The organism is Arthrobacter sp. AL05, assembly GCF_029960715.1.
In the GTDB taxonomy this organism is placed as follows: Bacteria; Actinomycetota; Actinomycetes; order Actinomycetales; family Micrococcaceae; genus Arthrobacter.
This window is the reverse complement of sequence record NZ_JASBRC010000003.1, coordinates 89,382-113,799: the sequence shown is the minus strand read 5'-3', so window position 1 is coordinate 113,799 and position 24,418 is coordinate 89,382. Positions and strand designations below refer to the sequence as shown.

General features: G+C 66.9%; 25 protein-coding genes. 5 read left to right on the top strand and 20 right to left on the bottom strand.

The annotated features are described in order from the left end of the window. Positions 1-48: 48 nt before the first annotated feature. The 3 genes from QK287_RS05025 to lysS all read right to left on the bottom strand — a co-directional run bounded on the left by QK287_RS05025 (position 49) and on the right by lysS (position 2,235). Positions 49-375 carry an Lsr2 family protein gene (locus tag QK287_RS05025; protein WP_226773845.1) on the bottom strand — a complete coding sequence of 109 codons (327 nt, stop codon included), beginning with the start codon at positions 373-375 and terminating at the stop codon, positions 49-51. Positions 376-511: 136 nt separating this feature from the next. After that, positions 512-700 carry a hypothetical protein gene (locus tag QK287_RS05020; RefSeq protein WP_226773844.1) on the bottom strand — a complete coding sequence of 63 codons (189 nt, stop codon included), beginning with the start codon at positions 698-700 and terminating at the stop codon, positions 512-514. Positions 701-702: 2 nt separating this feature from the next. After that, positions 703-2,235 (bottom strand): lysine--tRNA ligase, encoded by a 1,533-nt coding sequence (lysS, locus tag QK287_RS05015; RefSeq protein ID WP_226773843.1) that lies wholly within the window; start codon positions 2,233-2,235, stop codon positions 703-705. A 185-nt stretch (positions 2,236-2,420) separates the two neighbouring features. On the opposite strand from lysS, the gene QK287_RS05010 reads away from it, so the two are divergent. Beyond that, positions 2,421-3,095, top strand: coding sequence for a thymidine kinase (locus QK287_RS05010; protein ID WP_282359489.1), 675 nt, complete (start codon positions 2,421-2,423; stop codon positions 3,093-3,095). Between the two features lie 25 nt (positions 3,096-3,120). Then, the gene (locus tag QK287_RS05005; protein ID WP_226773841.1) at positions 3,121-3,954 is read left to right on the top strand and encodes an alpha/beta hydrolase; all 834 of its coding nucleotides are present in this window, start codon (positions 3,121-3,123) and stop codon (positions 3,952-3,954) included. A 34-nt stretch (positions 3,955-3,988) separates the two neighbouring features. On the opposite strand, the gene QK287_RS05000 is transcribed toward QK287_RS05005, so the two are convergent. The 15 genes from QK287_RS05000 to dacB all read right to left on the bottom strand — a co-directional run bounded on the left by QK287_RS05000 (position 3,989) and on the right by dacB (position 19,180). Continuing rightward, positions 3,989-5,461, bottom strand: a complete 1,473-nt coding sequence (locus QK287_RS05000; protein WP_226773840.1) for a DHA2 family efflux MFS transporter permease subunit — start codon at positions 5,459-5,461, stop codon at positions 3,989-3,991. Positions 5,462-5,612: 151 nt separating this feature from the next. After that, complete coding sequence (gene panC, locus QK287_RS04995) at positions 5,613-6,512, bottom strand: pantoate--beta-alanine ligase (protein WP_282359588.1); 900 nt, start codon at positions 6,510-6,512, stop codon at positions 5,613-5,615. Position 6,513: 1 nt separating this feature from the next. Beyond that, the gene (locus QK287_RS04990; RefSeq protein ID WP_226773838.1) at positions 6,514-7,434 is read right to left on the bottom strand and encodes a DUF2520 domain-containing protein; all 921 of its coding nucleotides are present in this window, start codon (positions 7,432-7,434) and stop codon (positions 6,514-6,516) included. Then, entirely contained in the window at positions 7,427-8,977 is a 1,551-nt protein-coding gene (locus QK287_RS04985) for a PH domain-containing protein (protein ID WP_282359587.1), read from the bottom strand. The genes QK287_RS04990 and QK287_RS04985 overlap by 8 nt, the downstream gene beginning before the upstream one ends. A gap of 22 nt (positions 8,978-8,999) precedes the next feature. Further along, positions 9,000-9,512 carry a PH domain-containing protein gene (locus tag QK287_RS04980; RefSeq protein WP_282359488.1) on the bottom strand — a complete coding sequence of 171 codons (513 nt, stop codon included), beginning with the start codon at positions 9,510-9,512 and terminating at the stop codon, positions 9,000-9,002. Further along, positions 9,493-10,014: a DUF3180 domain-containing protein gene (locus tag QK287_RS04975; RefSeq protein WP_226773899.1), complete on the bottom strand. Its 522-nt coding sequence runs from the start codon at positions 10,012-10,014 to the stop codon at positions 9,493-9,495. Before QK287_RS04975 ends, QK287_RS04980 begins: the two co-directional genes overlap by 20 nt. Then, on the bottom strand, positions 10,014-10,541 hold the full coding sequence (gene folK / locus QK287_RS04970) for a 2-amino-4-hydroxy-6-hydroxymethyldihydropteridine diphosphokinase (RefSeq protein ID WP_282359487.1): 528 nt from the start codon (positions 10,539-10,541) through the stop codon (positions 10,014-10,016). The genes QK287_RS04975 and folK overlap by 1 nt, the downstream gene beginning before the upstream one ends. Continuing rightward, positions 10,538-10,906 (bottom strand): dihydroneopterin aldolase, encoded by a 369-nt coding sequence (gene folB / locus QK287_RS04965; protein WP_226773835.1) that lies wholly within the window; start codon positions 10,904-10,906, stop codon positions 10,538-10,540. Before folB ends, folK begins: the two co-directional genes overlap by 4 nt. Before the next feature lie 14 nt (positions 10,907-10,920). Beyond that, positions 10,921-11,862: a dihydropteroate synthase gene (gene folP, locus QK287_RS04960; protein ID WP_226773834.1), complete on the bottom strand. Its 942-nt coding sequence runs from the start codon at positions 11,860-11,862 to the stop codon at positions 10,921-10,923. An 11-nt stretch (positions 11,863-11,873) separates the two neighbouring features. Next, positions 11,874-12,434, bottom strand: coding sequence for a GTP cyclohydrolase I FolE (gene folE / locus QK287_RS04955; protein WP_309485676.1), 561 nt, complete (start codon positions 12,432-12,434; stop codon positions 11,874-11,876). Between the two features lie 90 nt (positions 12,435-12,524). After that, entirely contained in the window at positions 12,525-14,591 is a 2,067-nt protein-coding gene (gene ftsH, locus QK287_RS04950) for an ATP-dependent zinc metalloprotease FtsH (RefSeq protein ID WP_226773833.1), read from the bottom strand. Between the two features lie 200 nt (positions 14,592-14,791). Next, on the bottom strand, positions 14,792-15,343 hold the full coding sequence (gene hpt / locus QK287_RS04945) for a hypoxanthine phosphoribosyltransferase (protein ID WP_226773832.1): 552 nt from the start codon (positions 15,341-15,343) through the stop codon (positions 14,792-14,794). Positions 15,344-15,372: 29 nt separating this feature from the next. Beyond that, positions 15,373-16,410 (bottom strand): tRNA lysidine(34) synthetase TilS, encoded by a 1,038-nt coding sequence (gene tilS / locus QK287_RS04940; RefSeq protein ID WP_226773897.1) that lies wholly within the window; start codon positions 16,408-16,410, stop codon positions 15,373-15,375. 79 nt (positions 16,411-16,489) lie between these two features. Further along, entirely contained in the window at positions 16,490-17,608 is a 1,119-nt protein-coding gene (locus QK287_RS04935; RefSeq protein ID WP_226773831.1) for a zinc-dependent metalloprotease, read from the bottom strand. Positions 17,609-17,677: 69 nt separating this feature from the next. Then, positions 17,678-19,180: a D-alanyl-D-alanine carboxypeptidase/D-alanyl-D-alanine-endopeptidase gene (dacB, locus tag QK287_RS04930; RefSeq protein WP_282359486.1), complete on the bottom strand. Its 1,503-nt coding sequence runs from the start codon at positions 19,178-19,180 to the stop codon at positions 17,678-17,680. Positions 19,181-19,342: 162 nt separating this feature from the next. Here dacB and QK287_RS04925 point away from each other — a divergent pair, with 162 nt between their 5' ends. From QK287_RS04925 to QK287_RS04915, 3 genes are all read left to right on the top strand, one after another. Further along, a complete protein-coding gene (locus QK287_RS04925; protein WP_226773829.1) occupies positions 19,343-19,831 on the top strand; it encodes an inorganic diphosphatase in 489 nt (162 codons plus the stop codon). Between the two features lie 158 nt (positions 19,832-19,989). Next, positions 19,990-21,315 carry a carboxylesterase family protein gene (locus tag QK287_RS04920; protein WP_226773828.1) on the top strand — a complete coding sequence of 442 codons (1,326 nt, stop codon included), beginning with the start codon at positions 19,990-19,992 and terminating at the stop codon, positions 21,313-21,315. Positions 21,316-21,510: 195 nt separating this feature from the next. Beyond that, positions 21,511-22,110, top strand: coding sequence for a helix-turn-helix domain-containing protein (locus QK287_RS04915; RefSeq protein ID WP_226773827.1), 600 nt, complete (start codon positions 21,511-21,513; stop codon positions 22,108-22,110). Positions 22,111-22,127: 17 nt separating this feature from the next. On the opposite strand, the gene QK287_RS04910 is transcribed toward QK287_RS04915, so the two are convergent. Together QK287_RS04910 and serS are read right to left on the bottom strand one after the other, a co-directional pair. Continuing rightward, positions 22,128-22,994, bottom strand: coding sequence for an HAD family hydrolase (locus QK287_RS04910; RefSeq protein WP_226773826.1), 867 nt, complete (start codon positions 22,992-22,994; stop codon positions 22,128-22,130). A gap of 130 nt (positions 22,995-23,124) precedes the next feature. Next, positions 23,125-24,405: a serine--tRNA ligase gene (gene serS, locus QK287_RS04905; protein ID WP_226773825.1), complete on the bottom strand. Its 1,281-nt coding sequence runs from the start codon at positions 24,403-24,405 to the stop codon at positions 23,125-23,127. Between the last annotated feature and the right edge of the window lie 13 nt (positions 24,406-24,418).

The window sequence follows — 24,418 nt, the reverse complement described above, 5'->3', positions numbered from 1 at the left end:
TTACGCCAAACCGCTTCATCAAACGGCGGAAGGTTCCCGGCCCAAGGGCTAGGAATTCGCCTTTTGATAGGCTTCCTGAATTTCAGCCTGAATACGGCCGCGGCTGTTTACCGCATAGCCGTTATCGCGGGCCCACTGCCGAATCTGGGCAGAGTCCTGGTTCCGGCCGGATGAAATTTTGGTGCGCGTGGCGCGGCCGCTCGACGTCTTGCGCGCGTGGCCGGCAAACCGCTCAACTGCGGAGCGCAGTTCTGATGCATTTTCCGATGACAGGTCGATTTCGTAGCTGACGCCGTCAAGGCCAAACCGGACGGTCTCGTCCGCGGAGCCCCCATCCAGATCATCAACAAGGATGATTTTTACTTTCTGTGCCATTAAAGACTCTCTTTCCAAAAGGATGAGTATCAAGGAAATCCGGATGAAACTTCTTAGAAGTATCCTCCGCTTTATGGCAACGAGTCAAAGCGAAAAAGGGTTTCCAAAGGAAAACCCAAGGCGGAATAGCCTGCTATTAGTTCGGATCGTTGGAATGGCCCTCGCGCCGGCGCGTAGCGGCGTCGGGGGTATTTCCATCGGCTTCCGCCTGGGCACGCGCCTCGGCCTGGCGCTCGGATTTATCGGCATTAAAGATCGACTTCATGGCGAACCAGAAAATCAACCCAACGACCACGGAAGGAAGCAATACGGCGACATAGTCCATGGTCAGTGTCCCTCGGGCTTCAGCAGCGGGAAGAGTATGGTCTCGCGGATGCCCGCGCCGGTGAAGAGCATCACCAGCCGGTCGATGCCCAGCCCGATCCCGCCCATCGGCGGGGCGCCGTACTCCAGCGCGCGGAGGAAGTCCTCGTCCAGCTGCATGGCCTCTACGTCGCCGGCGGCGGAGCGGCGGGACTGCTCGGTAAGCCGTTCGCGCTGGATCACCGGATCAATGAGCTCGGAGAATGCCGTACCGCGCTCCATGCCGCCGATGATGAGGTCCCACGCTTCAATCAGCCGGTCATCCGTCCGGTGCTGCCGCGCCAGCGGCTGGGCGGAAGGCGGGTAGTCGTACACGAAAGTGGGATTAAGCAGCGTCGGCTCAACGAGTTCGCCGAACAGCTCCACCACAAGCTTTTCCGCATCCCAGGCCGCGTCGACCTTGACCTCGTGCCTGGCGGCCAGCGCCAGCAACTCCGACGCAGGGGTCTCGGGGGTAATCTCCTGGCCAACGGTTTCGGAAAGGCCCGGGTAGACGGCCATCCAGGCCCAGTCGCCGTCGAGGTTGATTTCGCCAGCCTCGGACTGCAGGACCCGGCCCACGCCCGCAGCGTCCGCGGCGTCGAGGATTAGTTCCTTGATCCGGTCCGCCATCACGAACTGGTCCGCCCAGGCCTCGTAGCTTTCCAGGGTGGTGAATTCCGGGCTGTGGGTGGAGTCCACACCCTCGTTGCGGAAGACGCGGCCCATGTCATAGACGCGGTCGATCCCGCCCACAACCGTGCGCTTGAGGTAGAGCTCGGTGGCGATCCGCAGGGTCATCTTCTGGTCAAACGCATTCATGTGCGTCTCGAACGGGCGGGCCGTCGCGCCGCCGTGGACCAGCTGCAGCATCGGCGTTTCCACCTCGACGTAACCCTGGCGATGCAGGGTCTCGCGGATGGAACGCGTGATCGCGGCCCGGGTATAGACCATTTCGCGGGCCTCGTCGCGGACAATAAGGTCCACATAGCGCTGGCGGACGCGGGTTTCCTCGTTGAGCTCGGCGTGCAGCACCGGCAACGGGCGCAGCGCCTTGGACGCCATGGACCAGGACCCGGCCATCACGGAGAGCTCGCCGCGCCGCGAGGAGATCACCTCGCCCTGGATGAACACGTGGTCGCCGAGGTCAACGAGGGCCTTCCAGTCGGCGAGCGCGTCCTCACCGATGTTGGCCAGGCTCAGCATGACTTGCAACCGGACCGCTTTGCCGTCAGCACCACCCTCCTGGAGCGTGGCGAAGCAGAGCTTGCCGGTGTTGCGGATAAAAACGATGCGGCCGGTCACCCCAACGACGTCGCCGGTGGTTTCGTCGGCCTGCAGGTGGGCGTACTTCTCCCGGACTTCCGCCAGCGCATGGGTGCGATCCACGCCCACCGGATACGCCTCTACGCCGCGCTCGATCAGCTTGGCGCGTTTCTCCATCCGGACGCGAGTCTGCTCGCTTGCGTCGTGGGAGTCGGCGGCGGGCTGCGGGGCGGAGGTGTTTTGGGAAGTCACAATCCCCAAGTTTACCGGGGATTCTGCCCGCACAGGTCCCGCCCGGCCATGGCCGCTTGCGGATCATTCTCCCGGCGGTGGCAAGTCCGGCCAACAGCCCCCACGGCGGTAGCGGGCCTCCCGCTGCTGGGCCGTTGCAGGGCGCGCCTTTACAATCGGTGGGCGACCCTTTCGAAAGGACCCCCTTGGCCAAGCTCTACTTCCGCTACGGCGCGATGAACTCCGGCAAGTCAACGGGGCTGCTTCAGGCCGCCTTCAACTACGAGGAACGCGGCCAGCGGGTGCTGCTGGCGAAGCCGGGTGTGGACACCAAGGGCGACTCCGACGTTGTGTCCCGGCTGGGCATGACCCGTTCGGTGGATTTCCAGATCCCGGCCGGGGGGTCCGCGCGGGCGCTGTTCACCGCCCGCGCCCATGGCGATGACCCCGACGCCCTGCTTAAGCACGTCGACACGCAGCCGGTCGCGTGCCTGCTGGTGGATGAGGCCCAATTCCTCGAACCGGACCAGGTGGACGACCTCTTCCGGATCGCCGTCCTGGATAACGTTCCCGTGCTGGCCTACGGCATCCGCACCGACTTTCGCACCCGGGCGTTCCCGGGATCGCTGCGCCTGCTGGAGATCGCACATACCCTCGAGGAACTCAAAACCATCTGCCGCTGCGGCCGCAAGGCCATCTTTAATACCCGCCGGGTGGGAGATGCGGTGGTCTTCGACGGCGAACAGGTAGCGATCGACGGCCAGGACGTCTGGTACGAATCGCTGTGCGGCTCCTGCTACCTTGAGGCCTCCGGCGGGCGGCTCGGCACCCAGACCGCCGTTGGTTCCCCGTCCGCCCCGCGGGAACCTACTACGCCGTAGCTACAGCCTCGGCTAGGCTCGAAGCATGACCCGCGAGAACATCAGGACCCCCGACGGTGGAACGATCGAGCTTTTCAGTACGGGCGCCGAGCTGGCCTCGGCGGGTTCCGGCGTCGTTGTTGTTCCGGCCTCCATGGTGACGGCCGCCGACTACACCCGCTTTGCGCAAAAACTCAGTACGTCCCTGGGCCGCCCGGTGCACACCTTTAACCGGCGCGGGCGGGGTTCCTCCTCACCGCAGCCGGAGGACTACACCCTCGACGTTGACATCCGCGACCTGGATGTGGTTATGAAGCACACGTCCAGTACCGACGTTTTTGGGCACAGCTTCGGCGGCGCGGTGGCGTTGCACGCTGCCCGCACCCTGCCGGTGGAACGGCTCGCGGTCTACGATCCCGCCGTCTCCGTAAACCACAGCGTCACCGCTGACTGGACTACCGAATACGAGAAGGCGACCGAAGCAGGTGACGACGACCGCGCCTTGGCCGTCCTGCTCCGGGGCCTGGAGACCGGCAGCGCCCTGTCCAGGATGCCGCTGTCCATGCTGACCTTGGCCAACAAGCTGGCCGCCGGCACCCCGCTCGGCAAGCAGATGCGCGAGCTGATGAAGACCGGCGTCCGGGAAATCAAGGCCATCATCGCCGCCGACATGCCGGCCGAACCCTTCCTGGAACTGCCCCTGGAGACACTGATAGTTGTTGGCGAAAAAAGCCCGGCATACTTCGGCGTGGCCTGCGCCCAGATCCACGAGGTCCTCTCCGGGTCCAGCTACACCATTCTTCCGGGCATGGGGCACGACGGCGTGAACAAGGCACCGGACAAGCTCATCTCCGAACTCAGCGCCTTTTTCGCCAGCTAGCTGTATACAGCCGGCTGGCGAACAACATGCCGCGTTAGCCGGCGGCGGGGTGTTCCACCGCTGCCGTCTTGCGCATCATGGCGGCCAGCACAACGGCGGCAACGGCGATGGCCGAGGCCGTGAGGAACGCCGCGTGCATTCCCGCGACAACGCCCGAGCCGGCTGACACCACAGCGTAGATCGAAACGAGCAACGCCGTTCCGGCGGCACCCGCCACCTGCTGCAAGGTGTTCATGATGGCCGAACCATGCGAGTAAAGGTGCGGCGGCAACGGGTTCAGCCCGGTGGTGAAGGCCGGGGTGAAGATCAGCGCCAGGCCCAGGCTGAGGCCCACGTGCAGGGTGATGATCCAACCGACCGGAGTGCCAGCATCCAGCAAGGAGAACTGGAACAGGGCCACCACCAGCATGATGGAACCGGTCACGGTCAGCGGCAGCGGTCCCACCTGGTCGAAAGTCCGCCCAATGAACGGGCCCAGCAGGCCCATCGCGAGCCCGCCGGGGAGCAGCGAGAGCCCCGTCTCCAGTGACGACAGGCCGCGAACCTCCTGCAGGTACAACGGCAGGAGGATCACGGCGCCGAACAGGGCGATCATGGCAACCACGAGGAGCAGCACGGAGACGGTGAACATCCGCAGGCGAAAGGCACGCAGGTCCAGCAGCGGCGCCCCGGCCTTCTGCAGCCGCAACTGCCGGAACACAAACGCCGTGAGGGCAAGGATGCCCACGGCCAGCGCGATAACGGCAGGCGCGCCAGGACCGCCCTGGCCGCCGCCGATCTGGCTCAGTCCGTAGACGAGGCCACCGAAAGCCGGAACGGTCAGCAGCACCGACGCCGCGTCAAGCCTGGTCTTTTTATTCTCGCCAATGTTGGTCAGGTACTTGGCGCCGATGGCGAAGGCGGCCAGCGCGATCGGCAGGACAAAAACGAACATAAAGCGCCAGGAGAAGTGCTCAAGGATCAGTCCGGACACCGTGGGGCCCATGGCCGGTGCCACCGAGATGGCGATGCTCACATTGCCCATCACAAAGCCGCGGCGGGCCACCGGAACCAGGGTGAGGATGGTGGTCATCAGCAGCGGCACCATAATGGCTGTACCGCCGGCCTGGACGATCCGGGCAAGCAGGAGGATTTCGAATCCCGGGGCCAGCGCCGCGAGCAGCGTGCCGCCGGAGAACAGCCCCATCGCCAGCATAAACACCGCGCGGGTGGAGAGCCGTTGCAGGATAAAACCCGTCGTGGGAATCACTACGGCCATGGTGAGCATAAAGCCAGTGGACAGCCACTGCACGGTGGGTGCCGTGATCCCAAGATCCACCATCAGCCGCTGGAGCGCGACGTTCATGATGGTTTCGTTAAGGATCACCACAAAGGTAGCCACCAGCAGGGTGGCGATGACTGTGACCGATTCCCGGGACATCTTTGCCGGCGGCGCGGCGGCGGCGGCGACCGCAACGCGGGCCGGCGCGGGATCGCCGTGCGGCTTGGAAGTGACGTCGGAGCGCATGGTGTTCCCTCGGGGAGTTTTTGACGGGGGTGCTGCTGCGGCTTGTGGCCGCTGCCTTAGTTGCCAACCCGCGATCCGCCCCGGTAATTCCCGGCCGTGGGGTTAACTCCTGGGACCGGTCATACAACGCAGGGGGGCGGCGGGGTGCGGGTCAGGAGTTCAGCGGAACATTGTCGATCAGCCGGACCGGGCCGGCTGTGGCCGCGATGATCGCCAAGGCCTCGCCGCGGAACGGGGTGTCCCGGCAGTTTTCGGCCAGCGGTTCGAGTGTGAGCGGATCCACCACTTCGAAGTAGTCCAGTTCGACAAGCGGCTGGGACTCCACCAGCGCCCTTGCGGACTCAAGGTCCAGCGGCTGGTTGGCGTTGGCCCGGTCCTCGATCAGCCGCAGGGCCCGCGAGAGCACCAGGGCCGCCTCGCGTTCCGCAGCAGAGAGGAAACGGTTGCGGCTCGAGAGCGCCAACCCGTCCGCCGAGCGCACAATCGGCACCGCTACGATCTGCACCGGGAAGTTCAAGTCCGCCACCATGCGCTGGACCAGGGCCAGTTGCTGGGCATCTTTTTGACCAAAGTACGCCCGGTACGCCGGCAGCTCCATTCCGCCGGAGGCACCCGGCAGTCCGAAGTGCAGCAGCTTGGCCACAACCGTCAGGGCGCCGTCGAAGTGCCCCGGGCGGGAGGCGCCCTCCCACTTGCCGGCTATTGGCCCGGCGCTGATCCTTACCAGCGGTTCCCCGCCGGGATAGACCTCCTGCACCTCCGGAGCGAAGACCAGGTCCACGCCGACGGCATCCAGGAGCGCCAGGTCCGCGTCCAGGGTGCGGGGGTACCGCTCAAGGTCCACGGCTTCGCCGAACTGCAGCGGGTTCACGAAAATACTCACCACCGCCACGTCGTTTTGTTCGACGGCGGTGCGCGCCAGCTCGGCATGGCCCTCATGCAGTGCACCCATGGTGGGCACCAGGCCCTGTGAGGAGCCGCCTTTCGCGCGGAGCAGGCGGGCGCTCTCGGCCCGGAGCTGCGCAGCCGTAGTCACGAGTTGAATCGCCAAATTATGGACCTTCCGTAGGGTTTTCGTCATCGCCGCCGGAACCTTCAAGTGCGTGTGCGATGCCGCCGAGTTGCTCCGGCTTCAGCAGTCCCCGGCGTCCTGCCCGGCGGGCCGTCGCCCGGGCCATGGCCAGGTACGCCTCCAGAATATCTCCGCCCGCGCCGCCGTCGTGCTCCCGCAAGGACTCGGCGTGTGCCGCCACGGTGCCCACATCACCGCGGACCACCGGCCCGGTCAGTGCCGATTCGCCTGAGGCGAGCGCGTTCTCCAGGGTTGCCCGCAGCAGTGGCCCCAGCATTCGTTCGGGGGCCTCGACGCCGACCTCCCGGAGCAGTTGCGAGGACTGTGCCACCAAGGTGACGAGGTGGTTTGAGCCGTGCGCCAGGGCAGCGTGGTAGAGCGTGCGGTCCGCCTCGGCGATGGCAACGGGCTCCGCGCCCATCTCCACTACAAGGGCCTGAGCAATGGGCAGCATGGCAGCATCCGCGGTAACACCGAAGGTGCAGTCCAGCAGCCGGGTCAGGTCCAGGCTCATGCCGGTGAAGGTCATGGCAGGGTGCAATGCCAACGGGATGGCGCCAACGGCGCGGACAGGATGCAGGATCCCGACGCCGAACCGGCCGGAGGTGTGTGCCACGAGCTGCCCGGGCTGCCAGGCGCCGAGCTTCGCCAGGCCTTCCACAAGCGGGCCCAGGGCATCGTCGGGGACGGCCAGGAGCACCAGTTCGGCGCGTTCGACGATGTCCCGCACTTCCAGGACGGGGACACCGGGAAGCAGGGCTTCGGCGCGTTCGCGGCTGGCGTCGGAGACCGCCGAGACTCCGATGACGGCGTGCTCGGCGCCGCGCAGAGCCGCCCCGAGGACAGCGCCAACTTTGCCGGCGCCGATGATTCCGATGCCGAGACGTCCTGGTTTAGCCATGCTTCCGGTCTTCCTGCCTGTTGGGTTCTTCGGTGTGGGGGCGTTCAGCGGCGGGCGGGCGGACCTGCTCCAGCCAGTGCTCGCTGGTCTGACGCCGGCGGGCGGCCCGGGCCCGTGCCGCCTGGGCGTCGAGGAGGGCACGCGCCTCGTCCAGGCCGGCCTGGATCAGCCGCGGCGAGACGGGTCCGGCGGTGGTATGCAGGACCAGGTCCGCCACCCGGAAGCGCCTGGCCAGGGGGCCCTGCTCAAGCGCCATCGATTGGGTGCGCTGGTGCGGAACGATAACAAGGTGCCGCCACCAGCGGCCCGAACGGATCAGCAGGGCCGTGTCGGTGGCGGCGAAACCGTTGCGCCGCCAGCCCAGGGGGGCCAGCAGCCGGGCGCGCCGCGGGGTGGTGACAAAGCCGCCGTCGTCGGTGCCGGGAGCCGGCCCGGCCGCGGCCGGGCCGGAGCGGCCGTTGGCTCCGGCGGTGAATATGCCCGCCGGGTCCGGGGTGCCCGGGTCGGGAAGGACCAGGGAGAGGATGGTGAGCACCTCCGGAAAGGTCCCCACCGGCAGGAGCGTGCTCCGTGAAGAGCCCTCGCCGTTGTCCGCCGCGGCGCCGTAACCGGCGACGTTGACGTGGATCCGGTACCAGCCGAAGAAGCGCCAGAGCGGCGGCTGGCTGACCCGCAGTGCCTGGATCCGGCCCGGCGGAAGGGTCTGGGCCTGCGTATCCAGCAGGCCGTAGCGCAACCGGATCCCGTCCGGGGAAATGGCTGCGGTGAAGTTGTAGCCGCGGTTGACGGAGTTCCAGTACGCTGCCGCCATGCCCAGCGCGGCCGGAATCAGGAAGAGGTAGAAGCTGCGGTTCTCCGTGAGCGCCGAGAGCACCACGGACCCCGCGCCGCCGGCCAGCACAAAGACGGTCTGCTCGCTCAGGATCAGGGACCCCACCAGGCGCCCCGGCGGGACCGTGAGTACGGCGTGTTCCGGCGCTTCGGCGGCCACGGCCTCCGGGCCGGCAAGGTCAGCGGGGTTTCGCGCCGGGGCGGAGGCACTGGCCAGGATAGTGGCCCGCAGCTGCCGCGCCTCGTCCACGCGCAGGAAAGCCAGGCGCACCGCCGACTCGCCGGCGTCGGCCACGTCGAACTTTAGCTCGGCCAGCCCGAACAACCTGGCCAGCAACGGCTGCACAATATCGATTGCCTGGACCCGGTCCAGGCGCGCCTGCCGCTGCTGTTTGAAGAGGAATCCCGTGTTGAGCCGGACGTAGCCTTCGGCCACCTGATAGCGGGTGAAGTACCAGCTCAGGACGTATCCGAGCACGGTCAGAAGCACCAGCACGCCGCCGCCGAGCAGCAGCCACGGAGCCCGGCCGGTGAACCTGTCATCGATCAGGGGTCCGCCCTGGAGCAGCCGTTCGAAGGTGTCCCGGAAAAAGAAGAACCCGATGGCGGCCAGCGCCACCCAGCCCCGCACGAACGGCGACGCCGGGTGCACACGCAGCCACCGGGGCCCGGGCGTTTCGGTATCGGCGCCGGCGGACGTTCCCGCGGGCACACCGGATTTCACCGCGATACCGTCACAGCCCGGCCAGCCGGGCTTCACCGCGCGCGGAAAGCTGCTCGCGCAGCCGGGCGCCCTCGGCGGCGGGCAGCCCCGGGATCTCCGCGCGGGTACCCGGGGAGGCGGTGTGGAGTTTCAGCGTGCACAGTCCCAGCCCGCGTTCCAACGGTCCGGCGCCGATGTCCACGTATTGCATCCGGCCGTAAGGAACCACGAGGGTGCGCTGGAAGAAGATGCCGCGGCGGATGAGCAGGTCATCGTCACGCTCGGCGTAGCCGATGGCCTGGACCTGGCGGGGAATGAGCAGGAACCTGCACAGGGCCAGGACCAGGATCACGGCCGGGACGGCGATGGCAAGCCAGAGCGGGAAGGACGGCCACCAGCCATTGCGGATGAGAACGAGGGGGAGGCACAGCAGAGCGACAACAAGTAGGTTCGCCGCGGCCCAGCCGGCGCGCCGCACGGTCACATATTTCGGGGAGACCCGTAACCAGGTGATGCCCGGCGGGTCAATCGCCTCGGTAGGCATATTCGCCTTCCGCCGTCGGCTTGCGCTTTTCCCGGACGCCCGGGGCTGATCCGCCGTCGCCGTCCTCGGGCGGTATCCGGCAGAACCGTTCCACGACCAGGCCAACGACGATCATCGCCAGGCCGCCGCCGGCCATGGCCACGGCCTGCCACGCGAGCGTCTGGTCGCTGCGGAGGTTCCAAAGGCGCAACTGGTCAATGAAGATCCCTGCGTGCCAGCCCAGCAGGACGCTGCCGGTATACGCGCAGGCCTGCGCGAGGACGAGGGTCCACGCCGCCAGGATGGGATTAAGCATTCTCTTTTTGTTGCCGTTGCGCCAGCGCAGCACCCGGACGCCCAGCACGATGGTGAGCACCACGATCACGGCCATCGTGATGAGCCCGGTGAGCGGCAGGACGGGGGTGTTCAGGCTGTAACGGGTCGTCAGCAGGGCGGCCAGCCAGCCCAGGACCCCTACGGCCACGCCGATGAGGGACAGCACCAGGGGGCTGGTCAGCTTCATCATTCGCTTGCTCCGGCCGCGGGGTGGAGGGTGTCGAAGCCGTCGAAGGGAATGAGGTCGGGGAAATCGGGGGCTTTGGCCGCTAGCTCGCCGACGCGTTGGCCGTCCAACTCGGCGGCAGGGTCGATAAGCGACCACGGGAAGAGTACAAAGGCCCGCTGGGCGGCACGCGGGTGCGGAAGGGTGAGCTCCGGGTCGGAACTGGCCAGCTCCCCGTACGTGATGATGTCCACGTCGAGGGTGCGGGGGCCCCAGCGCACGTCGCGGACCCGGAGGTGCTTTTGTTCCACAGCGTGGCAGTGCCGCAGCAGCTCACCGGGTGTCAATGTGGTCTCCACCGTCATCACCATATTGAGGAAATCCGGCTGGTCCGGCGGACCGCCGACTGCTTTGGTCTGGACGATCGGCGAAATGGCCAGGAGGCGGACCTCCGGCGGGTCGACGATGTCCGCGACGGCTGCCGAAAGGGTGTCGCTGCGCGCCCCCAGGTTGCTGCCGAGCGCAAGCACAGACCGCGTGTAGCTCATTGTTGGTCCTGCCGGCTCCGGCGCACGCTGACGGAGACATCACCGAATGCGACCTCGATGGGCGCCTCGGGTTTGTGCACAGTGATTTCCACTGCTGCCACGGGGAACTTCTGCAGCACGTCCTCGGCGATCCGGACGGCGAGTGCCTCGATCAGGTTCAGCGGCTCCCCCGCGATCCAGGTCCGGATGCACTCCGCCACTTCACCGTAGTGCGCCGTGTCCAGCACGTCGTCGGAACGTGCCGCGCGGCTGAAATCCAGGTGCAGCACGGCATCGACGACGAACGGCTGGCCGTCGCGCCGCTCGAAATCAAACACTCCGTGGTGGCCGACGGCGGTGACGCCGCTCAGCGTGATCTGGTCCATGGTGGCTTTCCGGTTCAGTTATCGCCGGCGGCGGGTACTGCGCGGCCATCTGCCGGGCTCATCCCGGCGGCGACCTTGACAGCATCGAGGCTGGGCCCGACGTCGTGCACGCGGACAGCCCAGGCGCCGCGGGAGGCGCTGATGGCGGTGACCGCAGCGGTGGCCGCGTCGCGTTCGGCCGGCGGGGCGGACTTGCCGGCGACGGACAGGAGGCTGCCCAGGAAGCGTTTGCGGGAGGCGGCGACAAGGACCTTATGACCCATGGCCTGCAGCACGTCGAGGTTCTGCAGCAGCTCCCAGTTCTGCGCGTCGGTCTTGGAGAAGCCCAGGCCCGGATCAACGATGATCTGCTCCGGGCTGACACCTGCGGCGTAGAGCTTGTCCCGGACGCCCGCCAGTTCCGCGGCGACGTCCGCAGCCACGTTTCCGTAGTCCGTCAGCGTGTCCATTGTGCCCGCTGTGCCCCGGCGGTGTGTGAGGACGTAGGGAGCCTTGCTGCGTGCCACGAGTTCGGCCATTTCGGGTTCAATGCTCAGGCCGGAGACGTCGTTGATGATGACGGCGCCTGCCTGCAGCGCCGCGGCAGCGGTGGCGGCGTGGGTGGTATCGATGCTGACCAGCGCCCCGGCCTTCGCCAGGGCGGCGATGACTGGGAGCACCCGCCGCTGCTCCTCGTCGGGCTCCACTTCGGTGGCTCCCGGGCGGGTGGACTCGCCGCCGACATCGATGATGTCCGCGCCGGCGTAGAACATCCGCAGCCCGGCGGCGATGGCGGTGTCGGCGGTGGCGTGCTGGCCGCCGTCGCTGAAGGAGTCCGGGGTGACATTCAGGATGGCCATCAGCAGTGTCCGGTCAGTGGGCAGGGCTTCGAATGTTGCCGCGCGGCGTGCCTTGCGCACTACTGGCAGGGGCGACGTCGCCGGTCCGGTTCCGGGGGCTGCAGCTAGGGAGTCCATTGTCTGTGGTGTTACCTTCCGATAATGAGGCTCATGGCTTCGGCGCGGGTGGCCGGGTCATGGAGTTGCCCGCGTACCGCACTGGTGACGGTCCTGGCACCGGGCTTGCGGATGCCGCGCATGGACATGCAGAGGTGTTCGCATTCGACGACGACGATTGCGCCGCGCGGCTTGAGGTGGGTGACGAGGGCCTCGACGATCTGGGTGGTGAGGCGTTCCTGGACCTGGGGGCGGCGGGCGAACATGTCCACCAGCCGCGCCAATTTGCTCAGCCCGGTCACCTTCCCGTCGTGGGAGGGGATGTAGCCCACATGGGCCACCCCGTGGAACGGCACCAGATGGTGCTCGCAGGTGGAGTAGAACGGGATGTCCTTGACCAGGACCAGTTCCTCGTGGTCCAGGTCGAAGGTTGTGGCGAGAATCTCTGCCGGGTCATGGTGAAGTCCGGCGAAAATCTCGGTGTACGCCTTGGCGACCCGTTTCGGCGTGTCAATGAGGCCGCTGCGGTCCGGGTCCTCGCCGATGGCCAGCAGGATTTCGCGGACGGCCGCCTCAATCCGGGCTTGGTCCACAACGGCGGGGACAGCGGCTGAGGCTCCCGCCACCAAAGAGCCGGTGGCGGGAGCGTCGTCGTCATTGAAGAAAGAAGTCACTGAAGAAGCCTAGCCGGGATGGCCGTCAGGCCCGAGATCCGTTACACCGCCCTGGAACGGCTCCTGTCCGGGGACGCCTTGGGCGTGCGGCGGGAAGGTGTCCAGCGGTTCCTCGAGCCGGGCTTCCTTGGCCTCTTCCTGCGCTTCGCGTTCTGCCTTCTCCCGGCGGGACTCCACCGGGCCGACGTCCTGGATCGGGCGGGTTTCCTTGGAGAGCCAGATCTCACGGAAATCACGCTTGCGGATGTTGGTGAAGACCTGTGCGATTTCCGCCTGGTTCAACGTTTCGCGTTCCAGCAGTTCAAGGGCCAACTGGTCCAGGACGTCGCGGTTCTCGATCAGGATGGCGTAAGCCTCGTCGTGCGCGCCCTCGATCAGGCGGCGGACTTCCTCGTCGACGATGTAGGCGATCTGGTCCGAGTAGTTGCGCTCGTGTCCGGCGTCGCGGCCCAGAAACGGTTCGCCGCCGCCCTGGCCCAGGCGCACTGCTCCGACCCGTTCGCTCATGCCGAACTCGGTGACCATTTTGCGGGCGATGCCGGTGGCCTTTTCGATGTCATTGGACGCCCCGGTGGACGGGTCGTGGAAGACGAGTTCCTCCGCGACGCGGCCGCCCATGGCATAAGCCATCTGGTCGAGCAGTTCGTTGCGGGTCACGGAGTACTTGTCATTCTCCGGAACCACCATGGTGTAGCCCAGGGCACGGCCGCGGGGCAAAATGGTGATCTTGGTGACCGGAGCGGAATTCCGCAGCGCCGCCGCCACCAGGGCGTGGCCGCCTTCGTGGTAGGCCGTGACCTTGCGTTCGTGTTCCTTCATCACGCGGCTGCGCTTCTGCGGACCGGCCATTACACGGTCAATGGCTTCGTCCAGGGCGCGGTCGTCAATGAGGTTGGCATTCGAGCGGGCCGTCAGCAGGGCGGCCTCGTTAAGGACGTTGGCCAGGTCAGCGCCGGTGTAGCCGGGGGTCTTTTTGGCCACGGCCCTCAGGTCGACGCCGGGAGCCATCGGCTTGCCCTTGGCATGGACCTGCAGGATCTGGTCACGGCCGATCAGGTCCGGGGCCTCGACGGAGATCTGGCGGTCAAAGCGTCCCGGCCGCAGCAGTGCCGGGTCCAGGACGTCGGGCCGGTTGGTGGCGGCGATCAGAATGACATTGGTCTTAACGTCAAAGCCGTCCATCTCGACCAGCAGCTGGTTGAGGGTTTGCTCGCGTTCGTCGTTGCCGCCGCCGATGCCGGCACCGCGGTGGCGTCCGACGGCGTCGATCTCGTCCACGAAAATGATGGCCGGCGCATTTGCCTTGGCCTGCTCGAACAGGTCACGGACGCGGGAAGCGCCGACGCCGACGAACATCTCAACAAAATCGGAACCGGAGATCGAGAAGAACGGCACCCCGGCCTCGCCGGCAACGGCGCGGGCCAACAGGGTCTTGCCGGTTCCGGGCGGACCGTAGAGCAGCACGCCTTTGGGGATCTTGGCGCCAACGGCCTGGAACTTCGCCGGCTCCTGGAGGAACTCCTTGATTTCTTCGAGTTCCTCGACGGCCTCGTCAGCTCCGGCGACGTCGCCGAAGGTGACCTGCGGCATGTCCTTGTTCACCAGCTTGGCCTTGGACTTGCCAAACTGCATCACCTTGGAACCGCCGCCCTGCATGCGGGAGAGCAGGAACCAGAACAGGACGCCGAGCAGGATAACCGGGATCAGGAGGGAGAACAGTCCGGCGAACCAGTTGTTCTCGACCGGCTGGTCGGTGTAGCCGCTGGGCGGGCGGGAGTCCGTGACGGCTTTAACGACGTCGGCGGCGCGGGCATTGACGTAGTAGAACTGGATGTTCTTGCCCTTGTCCTGCCCGTCAACCTGCAGGTTGTCCTTCAGGATCAGGTCCACGCGGTTTTCCGCGTCGAAGATCTTCGCCTGTTCAACCTTGCCACCGTCGGTCAGCAGCGCGAGGCCCTTGTCGGTGTCGATCCGGGCCGCGCCGCCCGGTGAAAGGGTGGCAAAGGCCAGCAGGAGCATGCCAACTACAACGACAATCCAGATGCCGGGGCCCTTGAAGAAACTCTTAGCTTTCATCTGTGCGGGGCAGGCCCCGTCCCTCCTGGTAGTGCTGCACGGCGACCGATCTGCGCGCGTGTGGTGCTGCGTCAGCTTCTAGCTATACACCGTCGCTGTAGCTCACGCACGGTGAAGTGCAAAAGTTCCCTGAGGGCGTAGCGGGGCCGGGGATGGCCGGGCCCGGGGCGGAGCTTTGCGGTGTCCCCAGCGTCGGTGTGCTACTCGTAGACGTGCGGCGCGAGCGTTCCGACGAAGTCCAGGTTCCGGTACTTCTCGGCGTAGTCCAGGCCGTAACCGACCACGAACTCGTTGGGGATGTCATAGCCGACGTACTTGACGTCGATCTGGACCTTCAAAGCCGTGGGCTTGCGGAATGCGGTGCAGATTTCCACGGAGGCCGTGCCACGGGATTCCAGGTTGGTTTTGAGCCAGGACAGGGTCAGGCCGGAGTCGATGATGTCCTCGACGATCAGGACGTCCTTGCCCATGAGGTCCGTGTCCAGGTCTTTGAGGATGCGGACCACACCGGAGGACTGCGTGCCGGAGCCGTAGGACGAGACGGCCATCCAGTCCATCGAAACGTGGCTGTGGAGTGCGCGGGCGAGGTCGGCCATGACCATCACTGCGCCCTTGAGCACGCCGACGATCAGCAGATCGCGGCCTTCATAGTCCTTGTCGATCTGGGCAGCCAGTTCGGTGATCCGGGTCTGGATCTGCTCCTTGGAGTACAGAACGTGCTTAAGATCTGCCTGGACGTCGTTTGAATCCACCAATAACTCCTGTGTAGATGCGGGGGCGACTATATCTGGGGCGGTTTTTGAGGCCGGAATACAAGCTTCCCACAGCGGGCCGCCCCGCGGGGAACACTTCCGGGCCCGGACGGCCCTTCGGCGAGCAGTTGGACGAGCGGGAGCCGGTAGACGTTGACCCCGCCGGCAAGCTCCACGGGACCGGCCGATCCCCGCCGCCGGAGGAGGGCTTCTGCGGCGAGCAGCCGCTGGTAGCTGGGCTGCTGGCCTCCGACGGCGGCCGCGGCCTTGGCGATGACCCGGAACCTGATGGCCGGCGCGAGCCCGCGCAGGGCTTCCTCCGGGAGGCTGATGGTTGTTCCGGATTGTTCCCGGAGGCTGAGGAAGGTGTCATTCGCCACGTCCTCTAGGTAGTCGGCGTCCAGCTGCAGGATCGCCGCGGTCCGTGCGAGCGACTCGGCAACGCCCGGACCAAGCTTCTGCTCAAGCAGCGGAAGCACCTCGACCCGGGTCCGTGACCGTGCAAACGCGGGATCCACGTTGCTCGGATCGTGCCATGGCTCAAGCCCCTCAGCCGCGCAGATTGCGAGGGTGTCGGCGCGGCGCAGCCCCAGGAAGGGCCGTAACAGCTTGTCGCGGGCGGGCCGCATCCCCGCCAGGGAGCGCGTCCCGGAACCGCGGGCGAGCCCAAGCAGTACCTGTTCGGCCTGGTCATCGAGGGTATGGCCGAGGAGGATGGCGCCGGCGCCGTCCTCAGCTGCAGCGGCGTTCAAAGCTGCGTGCCTGGCGTCCCGGGCGGCTGCCTCCGGGCCCACCCCGGTGGAAGCGACCTCGACGGCCTTGACGTGTACCGGCGAGAGGCCCAGATCCCGCAGGGTCGCGGCGGCGGCGGCGGCAACACCGGCGGAGCCGGGCTGCAGCTGGTGGTCCACCACCACGGCGCCCACGGAAACGGGATGTCCGTCCACGTGGCCGCGGCGGCCGAAGTGGGCAGCGGCCGCCGCGAGGGCCAGTGAGTCGGGTCCGCCGCTGCAGGCGACCAGGATCCGCTCGGGGTATCCTGCTGCACCCAGCGACTCCTGCAGCATTTTCCGTGCCGTGCCGACGACTGGCGCCAGCCGGCCCGGCCGGCGTCGTTCGCTGGAGGCAGGACTGGGCGTCACGGAACTAATGCCCCATCCGTTCGAGCCAGAGCCTGGAGTTGTGAATTTCTGTCTCGCTGGGCAGGTGTTCCGCGGACTCCCAGACCTTGTTGAACCCCTCCATGCCGGCCACGTCCACTACTTCGCGCACGAACTTCGAACCGTCGCTGTACTGGCGCATCTTCGCGTCCAGCCCGAGCAGGTTGCGGATGAACTTCTCAATCACGCCGCGGTCCTTCGACCGGGTATTAAAGCGCTGCCGGATGGTCTTCACGGAGGGCACAATGCTGGCGTCGACAGCATCCATCACCACGTTGGCGTGCCCTTCCAGCAAGCTCATCAGGGCGGTCAGGCGTGAGATCGCGGCCTTTTCCTCGGGGTTCTGCAGCAGGTCAAGGATGGCCCCCCGGCTGGGCGCGGCGCCGGACGCGGTGCGGTCCTTGAGCGACTTCGCTGCGGCGGAGGCCCGTTCCATCAGGGAGTCGACGTTGCCAAGCAGCTGGCCGCTGAGGCTTTCGATCTCGTCCAGCATGTGATGCCGAAGCCAGGGCGCGGCGGCGAACTGCACCCGGTGGGTTTGTTCGTGCAGGCAGACCCACAGCCGGAAATCCTCGGGTTCGACGTTAATTTCGCGTTCGACGGAGATGATGTTCGGGGCGACGAGGAGCAGCCGCCCGGCGGCGGGCGCGGTGGAGTTCTCGGCCAGGGCCGAGAAGGGGTCATATTGGCCCAGGACCTTGCTGGAGAGGAACGCGAGGATCGCCCCCAGCTGGCCGCCCGTAATGGCCCCGCTGACACTGGCCGCGCCGGGGTTGAGGGTCCCGCGGCGGCCCTCCAGCATCTTTTCCATCGCCGGTTGCAGCATTACGGCGAAACTCTGGGTATTGGCCTTGGCCCAAGAGGCGCGGTCCACCACCAGGACCGAGGAGTCACGGAGGTCGCGGGCGGCATCGAGACCGGTGATGCTATGGACGTGCGGGACCGAAATGTCCGCCATCAGGCGCAGGTTGTCCACGGCGGCTTCGATGTCCGCCGCTGCCAGGATAGGTCCGGCGGGTGTGAGCCGGGCGGCAGTGGAAGCGGCCAGCTCCCAGTTGATGAGGGCTTGGACTTGGGGTGACGTCGCGCCGGCAGAGGACTCCATAGGCTCCATCAGATCACAGCGGACTGACAATGCGCCTTAAATTCGTCGGCCGGCGAACGGCCGCGCGCGTCAGCGGCAGCCGCACCCGGCCAGGACGGACGCGGCGCGGTCCAGCACGGCCTTATTCGCCGCCCCCGGCGTCAGTCCGTTGCCAATGAAGGAAAACACCAGGAGCCTGCCGTCGGCGTCCACCACGTAGCCGCTTAGCGCAAGGACGGTGTTCAGCGTGCCGGTTTTGGCCCGGACCAGGCCCGCGCCGCGCGCCGTGGCCGCATCCATGTACCGGTCCCCCAGCGTTCCGGTGAGCCCGGCGACCGGAAATCCGGCCAGAGCGGACCGCAGCCGGGTGTCAGTGCCCGACGTGATGGCCCGAACCACCCCGGCAAGCTGGCGGGCGGACACCTGGTTGTCCAGGGCCAGGCCGGAGACGTCAGCTGCGCGCAGTGTGCCGGCAGGGATCTCCAGGTCGTCGAGCTGCTCCAGAACGGCCGCGACGGCGCCGTCGTTACTGCCGGGTTTACCGGCCGCGGTTGCCGCCATCCGGCCCATCGTCTCGGCGAGGTAGTTGTCCGAGGTGCGCAGCAGCAGGTCCACCTGCTGGCCGACAGTCGCTGACTGGACCTCGGCCAGGACCCGGGCTTCAGCATCGCCTTCGGCAGTTCCCGCGGGGACCCGTCCAACGCCGGGCGCCACCGAGAGCCCGGCCGCTGCAGCCGCCGTCGAAAGCTGGGCGTAAAAGGCTTCGGCGGCGGTCATCGCGGCGTCCTGCGGGCGGGGCCCGGTGGTGCTGGCCGGGTCGAACCGGGCGGAGTTCAGTGCCAGCGGAAACAGCGGCGCTACCTCACCCGCGGCAACATCCTCCGGGCTCCAGGCCGGGTTCAGAGCGGGGCCGGTGAACAGGGAGTCGTCAAGTTGCACCGTCAAGGGACCGGTGACGTTCCCGGCCTCCAGCGCCCGGACCGTGGACTGTGCCAAGGTAGCGAGTCCGGCGTGGCCCAGCACGGCGTCGGGCACCGATTCCCCGGCGCCGAGCAGCACGTCCCCGCCGCCGGTGAGCACCACAGTTCCGGGGGCATTGCCCGCCACTGCCCTGGTGCTGAAGCGGCGCTCCGGTCCGAGGGTGCGCAGGGCAGCGGCGGCCGTGAGCAGCTTCATGTTGGAGGCGGGAACGCGGACCGCGTCGCCGGAACGGTCGAATAATACGTCCCCGGTGAGGGCATCCTGCACCATACCGGTAAAGTCCCCGGCACCGTCGGTCTTGAGGGTTTCGTTCAGTTGCGCAGCGAGGTCACCCGGTGCCGGGCGAGGGGCGGCGGCAGTGAGCGGTTCGATGCCGCCGCTGCCGGCGGCGGTGCCGCCGCGGGGGGCCAGCGTACCGGGGACCTGCTGCCAGGTCGGGGTATTTTCGCCCGTGGCCGCGGAAGACGCGGGGCCGCGGAACGCCGGTGCCAGCGCGACGCCGGCAGGGAGGGCGAGCGCCGCCACCAATAGGGTCTGGAGCAGCAGCGGAAGGTTCCGCCGAAGCGGCCCGGTCGCCGGCCGCGCGCCCGGGCGGCTCGTTCTGCGTTTCATCCTGCTACTGGTCCTTTAGTCCCGAAATGTCCCCACTAGTTCCTGAAACCAGCGCCTCTCGCTATATCCTCAATAGTAGTCGGCGGCACCGGCAACCTCCTGTGAGTGTGTGCCGCGCACCCCTGAAAACCGCGCACCCCTGAATTCGTCAAGGAGTATTCCATGAAGCATGACGTGACAATCGAGATCCCCAAGGGATCACGCGTCAAGTACGAAGTCGACCATAAGACCGGCCGCGTCCGCCTGGACCGCGTCCTGTTCACCTCCATGCAGTACCCCACGCACTACGGGTTTTTCGAGAACACCCTGGGCGAAGACGGCGACCCGCTGGACGCCCTTGTGCTGCTGCAGGACTTCGACCTGCACCCCGGCGTTATCGTCGAGTCACGCCCCATCGGCGTGTTCAACATGACCGACGACGGCGGCGGCGACGCGAAGGTGCTCTGCGTGCCCACCGACGCCCGCTTCGATCACATCAACGAGATCACCGACGTCAGTGAATTCCTGATCCGGGAAATCGAGCACTTCTTCACCCGCTACAAGGACCTGGAGCCGGGCAAGTGGGTCAAGGCTGAGGGCTGGGGCGACCGTGCTGCCGCCGAAGCCGAGCTTGAGGCGTCGATCAAGCGTTACGTTCCCCACACGCACTAACGTTCCGGAACTCCAACGCGGGGTCGTTGACCGCCCATCCGGCTTCCGGATGTGGCTGTCACCGGCCCCGCGTTTGCCGTTTCAGCGCAGAGCCAAGCGCAGCGCAAACTACGTTGGCCTGTCAGTGGCGGGTCAGGAATGTGTGAAATTGTTGGCTCATGAACGACGATCCTGCCTTTAGCCCACCCAGCGGTCCGGTCACCGGATGGCGGGACGGCGAGGTGCTGCGTGCCAGCGGAATTCCCTATGCCAGCGCCGGACGGTTCCAGCCGCCGGTGCCTGTACCTGACCGGACCGCTGTCCTCGCGGCGACGTCCCTTTCGCCGGCGTGCCCGCAGGCTCCGGTCCCTTTCCTGGATGAGATCCTCGGCACCCGCTACGGGGAGCTTCCCGGCAGCGAGGACTGCCAGCGGCTCTCTATCACCATGCCGGCCGGGCTCACTGCGCACGAGCGTGTGCCGGTGATGGTGTGGCTCCATGGCGGGTCCTACACGTCCGGCTCCGGGGACTTGGCGATCTTCGACCCCAAGTCCCTTGTGGCCGAAAACCGCGTGATCGTGGTGTCCGTGACCTACCGGCTGGGCCTGTTTGGTTACCTGGCAAGCGGCACCGGACGGCCCGCGAACCTGGGCCTCCTGGACCAGCTTGAGGCGTTCCGCTGGGTCCAGCGCAACATCAGCGCCTTCGGCGGCGACCCGGCAAATGTCACGGCCTTCGGACAGTCCGCCGGCGGGGACGCCGTCGCCCATCTGATGGCAACGGCGGAAGCCCCCGCCCTGTTCCGGCGGGCCATTATTCAGAGCGCACCCCTCGGCATTACCCGGGGTCGGGAAAAGATGAGCCACGCGATGGGCATCGCGGCGCAAACCGTCACCAAGGACACACCGGCGATGGAAGTTGTCGAGATCGAGGGGCACGTTTCGCAGGTGGCCCGGAAGTTCGGGCTGAAAGCGGCCATGCCGTTCGGCACCCAGTACGGGCACGCCCCGCTGCCGCGGGAATCCGCGATCGAGGACGCATGGAACAACACTGCTGCCGGGATTGAGGTTTTGATCGGACACACCTCCGAGGAAGCCCGGATGTTCCTGCCGCGCAACCGCACCGTCAGCGCCGTGGCCAAGGTCCCGCTGCTCGGGGCCGCTATCGTGCGGGGCATCAACTGGGCCGTCACCGAGGCCGTGTATGGCCGGTCCGCCAGGAAGTTCGCCAGGCGGCACGCCCGGGCCGGCGGCACGGCCTACAGTTATGTGCTGTCCTGGGCCGCGCCCGGAAACGTCTATGGTGCCGCGCACACAGTAGACCTGCCCCTGCTGTTCGGAGACCAAAAGACCTGGGAAGGGGCGGGGCTGCTCGCAGGTGCCGACTGGGCGGAAATTAACGCCCAGGGCAGGGAGCTCCGCGCCGTGTGGGCCCGTTTTGCCGCCGGGGAGGGCCTCGGGCGCCGCGGCGGGATTCCTGGCGCCCTGCGCTACCGCGCCGTCTGAGACGCCGGAGAACTGCGGCCGGGGTCCTAAAGCTGATCCGGCCGAAACCAACGGTCAGGATCAGCTGCTTTCCGGGCCGCCGCAGCCGCCGCAGCCGGCACTGGAACCAGTCTCCTTTTGTGCCGGCGCGCCGTCCCGCCGGCACCGCTTTGGCGCTCTTGCCTGACGCATTCCACCGGGTAGTGTGGATCCAGAATGTTCACGCTGACGATCAACCAAACCGACAGCCGGCGCGACGGCGATTGCGTGCCCCAGCTCCTCAAGGACCTGCGGCACATCCCGGCGCGCCTGGACTTCGACCGCTCGGTCGAGGATGAGGTCCAGGGCATTGTGGACTGTCCCCTGCAGGCCGTCGAAGCGGCGATGATCTCCCTGCGGACAGGCAGCTGGTACGTCGGCATCGGTGTCGGCCCGGTCAATGAACCCCTGCCGAACCAGATCAAGGACGCCTCCGGTCACGGCCTCATTTATGCCCGCCGGGCCGTGGACCGGCTGCGCAACGGCAAGGACCGGATCCCGGTGGCCGTCGAAGGCCCGCTTGCAGACCTCGCCGCGGAGTCGGAAGCCGTCCTGCGGCTGCTCGGTCAGATCGTGCACGACCGCAGCCTGGCCGAGTGGCGGGTGCTGGACCTGCTGACCCCCGGGGTTCGCGGACAGCAAAAGGCGGTGGCTGAGGAACTCGGGATTACCACCCAGGCTGTCAGCAAGGCAGTGGCGCGCGCGCAGTGGAATGAGGAACACGCGGCGCGTCCCGCCGCGGCCAGGCTCCTGGGCCTCATCCTCGAAGCGCGCTGACACCCCGCCCGGCCCGGCTAGGGCAGCAGGCTGCGCAGCACGTGGGCGGCACCGTCGTTATACACGGAGTGGGTGACCTCGTTTGCGGCGGCGATGACCTCCTCGGGCGCCTGGCCCATGGCGACGCCGCGCGCGGCCCAGCCGAGCATCTCGATGTCATTGCGGCCGTCGCCGACGGCAACGGTGTGGTGCGGCTCGACGCTCAACCGTCCGCGGAGCTGCTCGAGCGCACTCGCCTTGGTGACTCCGGCGGCGGCGATGTCCAGCCACGCCGTCCAGCCCACCGAGTAGGTCACCCCGGCGAGGCCGATGTGGCGGATGGCGGTGTTGAACTCTTCGGGCGTGTTTTCGGTGCTGAAGACAACAACGCGCACGGCAGTGGCTTCCAGCAAGGTCTGGAAGTCCACGCCAATGGCCTCAACGCCGAAACTGGCGTCCTGGAAGCGCTCGGTGGAGAGGAAGTTGCCGTCCGCATCCTCCAGCGCATACTTTGCCGAGGGCAGCCGCTTGCGCAGTGCTCTGAGCGCGGGCCCGGGGTCGAAGGTTGCCTTGTGCATGATCTCGTAGCCCTCGGACAGGCCGGAATCCAGACGCAACGTGACGCCGCCGTTGGAGCAGACCGCATAGCCGTTTTCAATGCCGATATGTTCAATGATGGGCAGGGTCGCATTCAGCGACCGCCCCGTCGCGATGGTCACGTGGTGGCCCGCCGCCACAACGTCCCGGGCGGCTTCGCGGACGGGAACGGACATATGGCCGTCGTGGTCCACGAGGGTGCCGTCGACGTCGAGCGCAACCATCAGCTTGTGGCCTGCGGTGTTGTTCTGGTTAGTGTCTCGCCGGTCATCGTTGCCGGCGACTGAAGTTTCAGTCATTGTTGTCATCTAACAAGTAGAGCAGACACCCCTGACACCCGCTAGGACGCAGGCCACAACGGGTGGTAAACCCGGGGTGAACAGCTGTTGACCCCGGGTTCCGCCGCACGCGGCGGAACCCGGGCCGGGCGCAGTCGGCTCAGATGACCGGGAAGACCGTCATGCCGCCGAGATACTTCTGCAGTGCCTGCGGGATGTTAACGGAGCCGTCCGGGTTCTGGTGGTGCTCCAGGATGGCCACGATCCAGCGGGTGGTGGCCAGGGTGCCGTTGAGCGTGGCGACCGCACGGGTGCCCTTGGGGGCGCCGTCCCCGTTCAGCACACGTTCGCGGATGTTGAGCCGGCGCGCCTGGTACGTGGTGCAATTGGAAGTCGAGGTCAGCTCGCGGTACGCCCCCTGCGTCGGAACCCAGGCCTCGCAGTCGAACTTGCGCGCCGCGGAGTTGCCGAGGTCACCGGCTGCGGTGTCAATCACCCGGTAGGGCAGCTCGCACTTGGCCAGCATCTCCTCTTCCCAAGCTAGGAGCCGGGCGTGCTCGGCCGCAGCTTCCTCGACCGTGGTGTAGACGAACATCTCCACCTTGTTGAACTGGTGGACCCGGATGATGCCGCGGGTGTCTTTGCCGTGCGAGCCAGCCTCACGCCGGTAGCACGAACTCTGCCCGGCGAAGCGGATCGGACCCTTGGAGAGGTCCAGGATTTCATCGGCGTGGTAGCCGGCAAGGGCCACTTCGGAGGTGCCCACGAGGTACAGATCGTCCTCCGCGAGCCGGTAAATCTCGGCGTCGTGCTTAACGTCGAATCCGGTGCCCTGCATGGTCTCCGGGCGCACCAGCGTCGGGGTGATCATCGGCACAAAGCCTGCGTCGATGGCCTGCTCCATGGCCATCTGCAGCAGCGCCATTTCCAGCCGCGCCCCGGCCCCGCGCAGGAAGTAGAAGCGCGAACCGGATACTTTGGCACCGCGCTCCATGTCAATGGCGCCGATCAGCTCACCGATTTCCAGGTGGTCCTTCGGCTCGAAGTCGTTAAATTCGCGGGGGGTGCCGACGGCCTTGAGGACGATGTAGTCGTCTTCCCCGCCCGCTGGGACACCGTCCTCGATGAGGTTGGGAATGCCGCGCAGCAGTTCCTCGTGAGCGGACTGTGCGACGTCGGCCTCAACCGATGCTGCTTTGACCTCACCGGCGAGGACCTTGACCTCGGCCAGCAGGGCCTGCTTCTCCTCGCCCTTGGCCTGCGCCACCCTCTTTCCGAAGACATTCTGCTCGGCCCTGAGGTTCTCGAAGCGGATCAGGGCCGCACGCCGGGTCGAGTCCGCTGCGATGATCGCGTCCACCACGGATTCATCGGCACCGCGGGCGCGCTGGCTGGCCCGGAACGTGTCCGGATTTTCGCTGAGGTCTTTTACGTCGATCACCTGATAAGAGTAT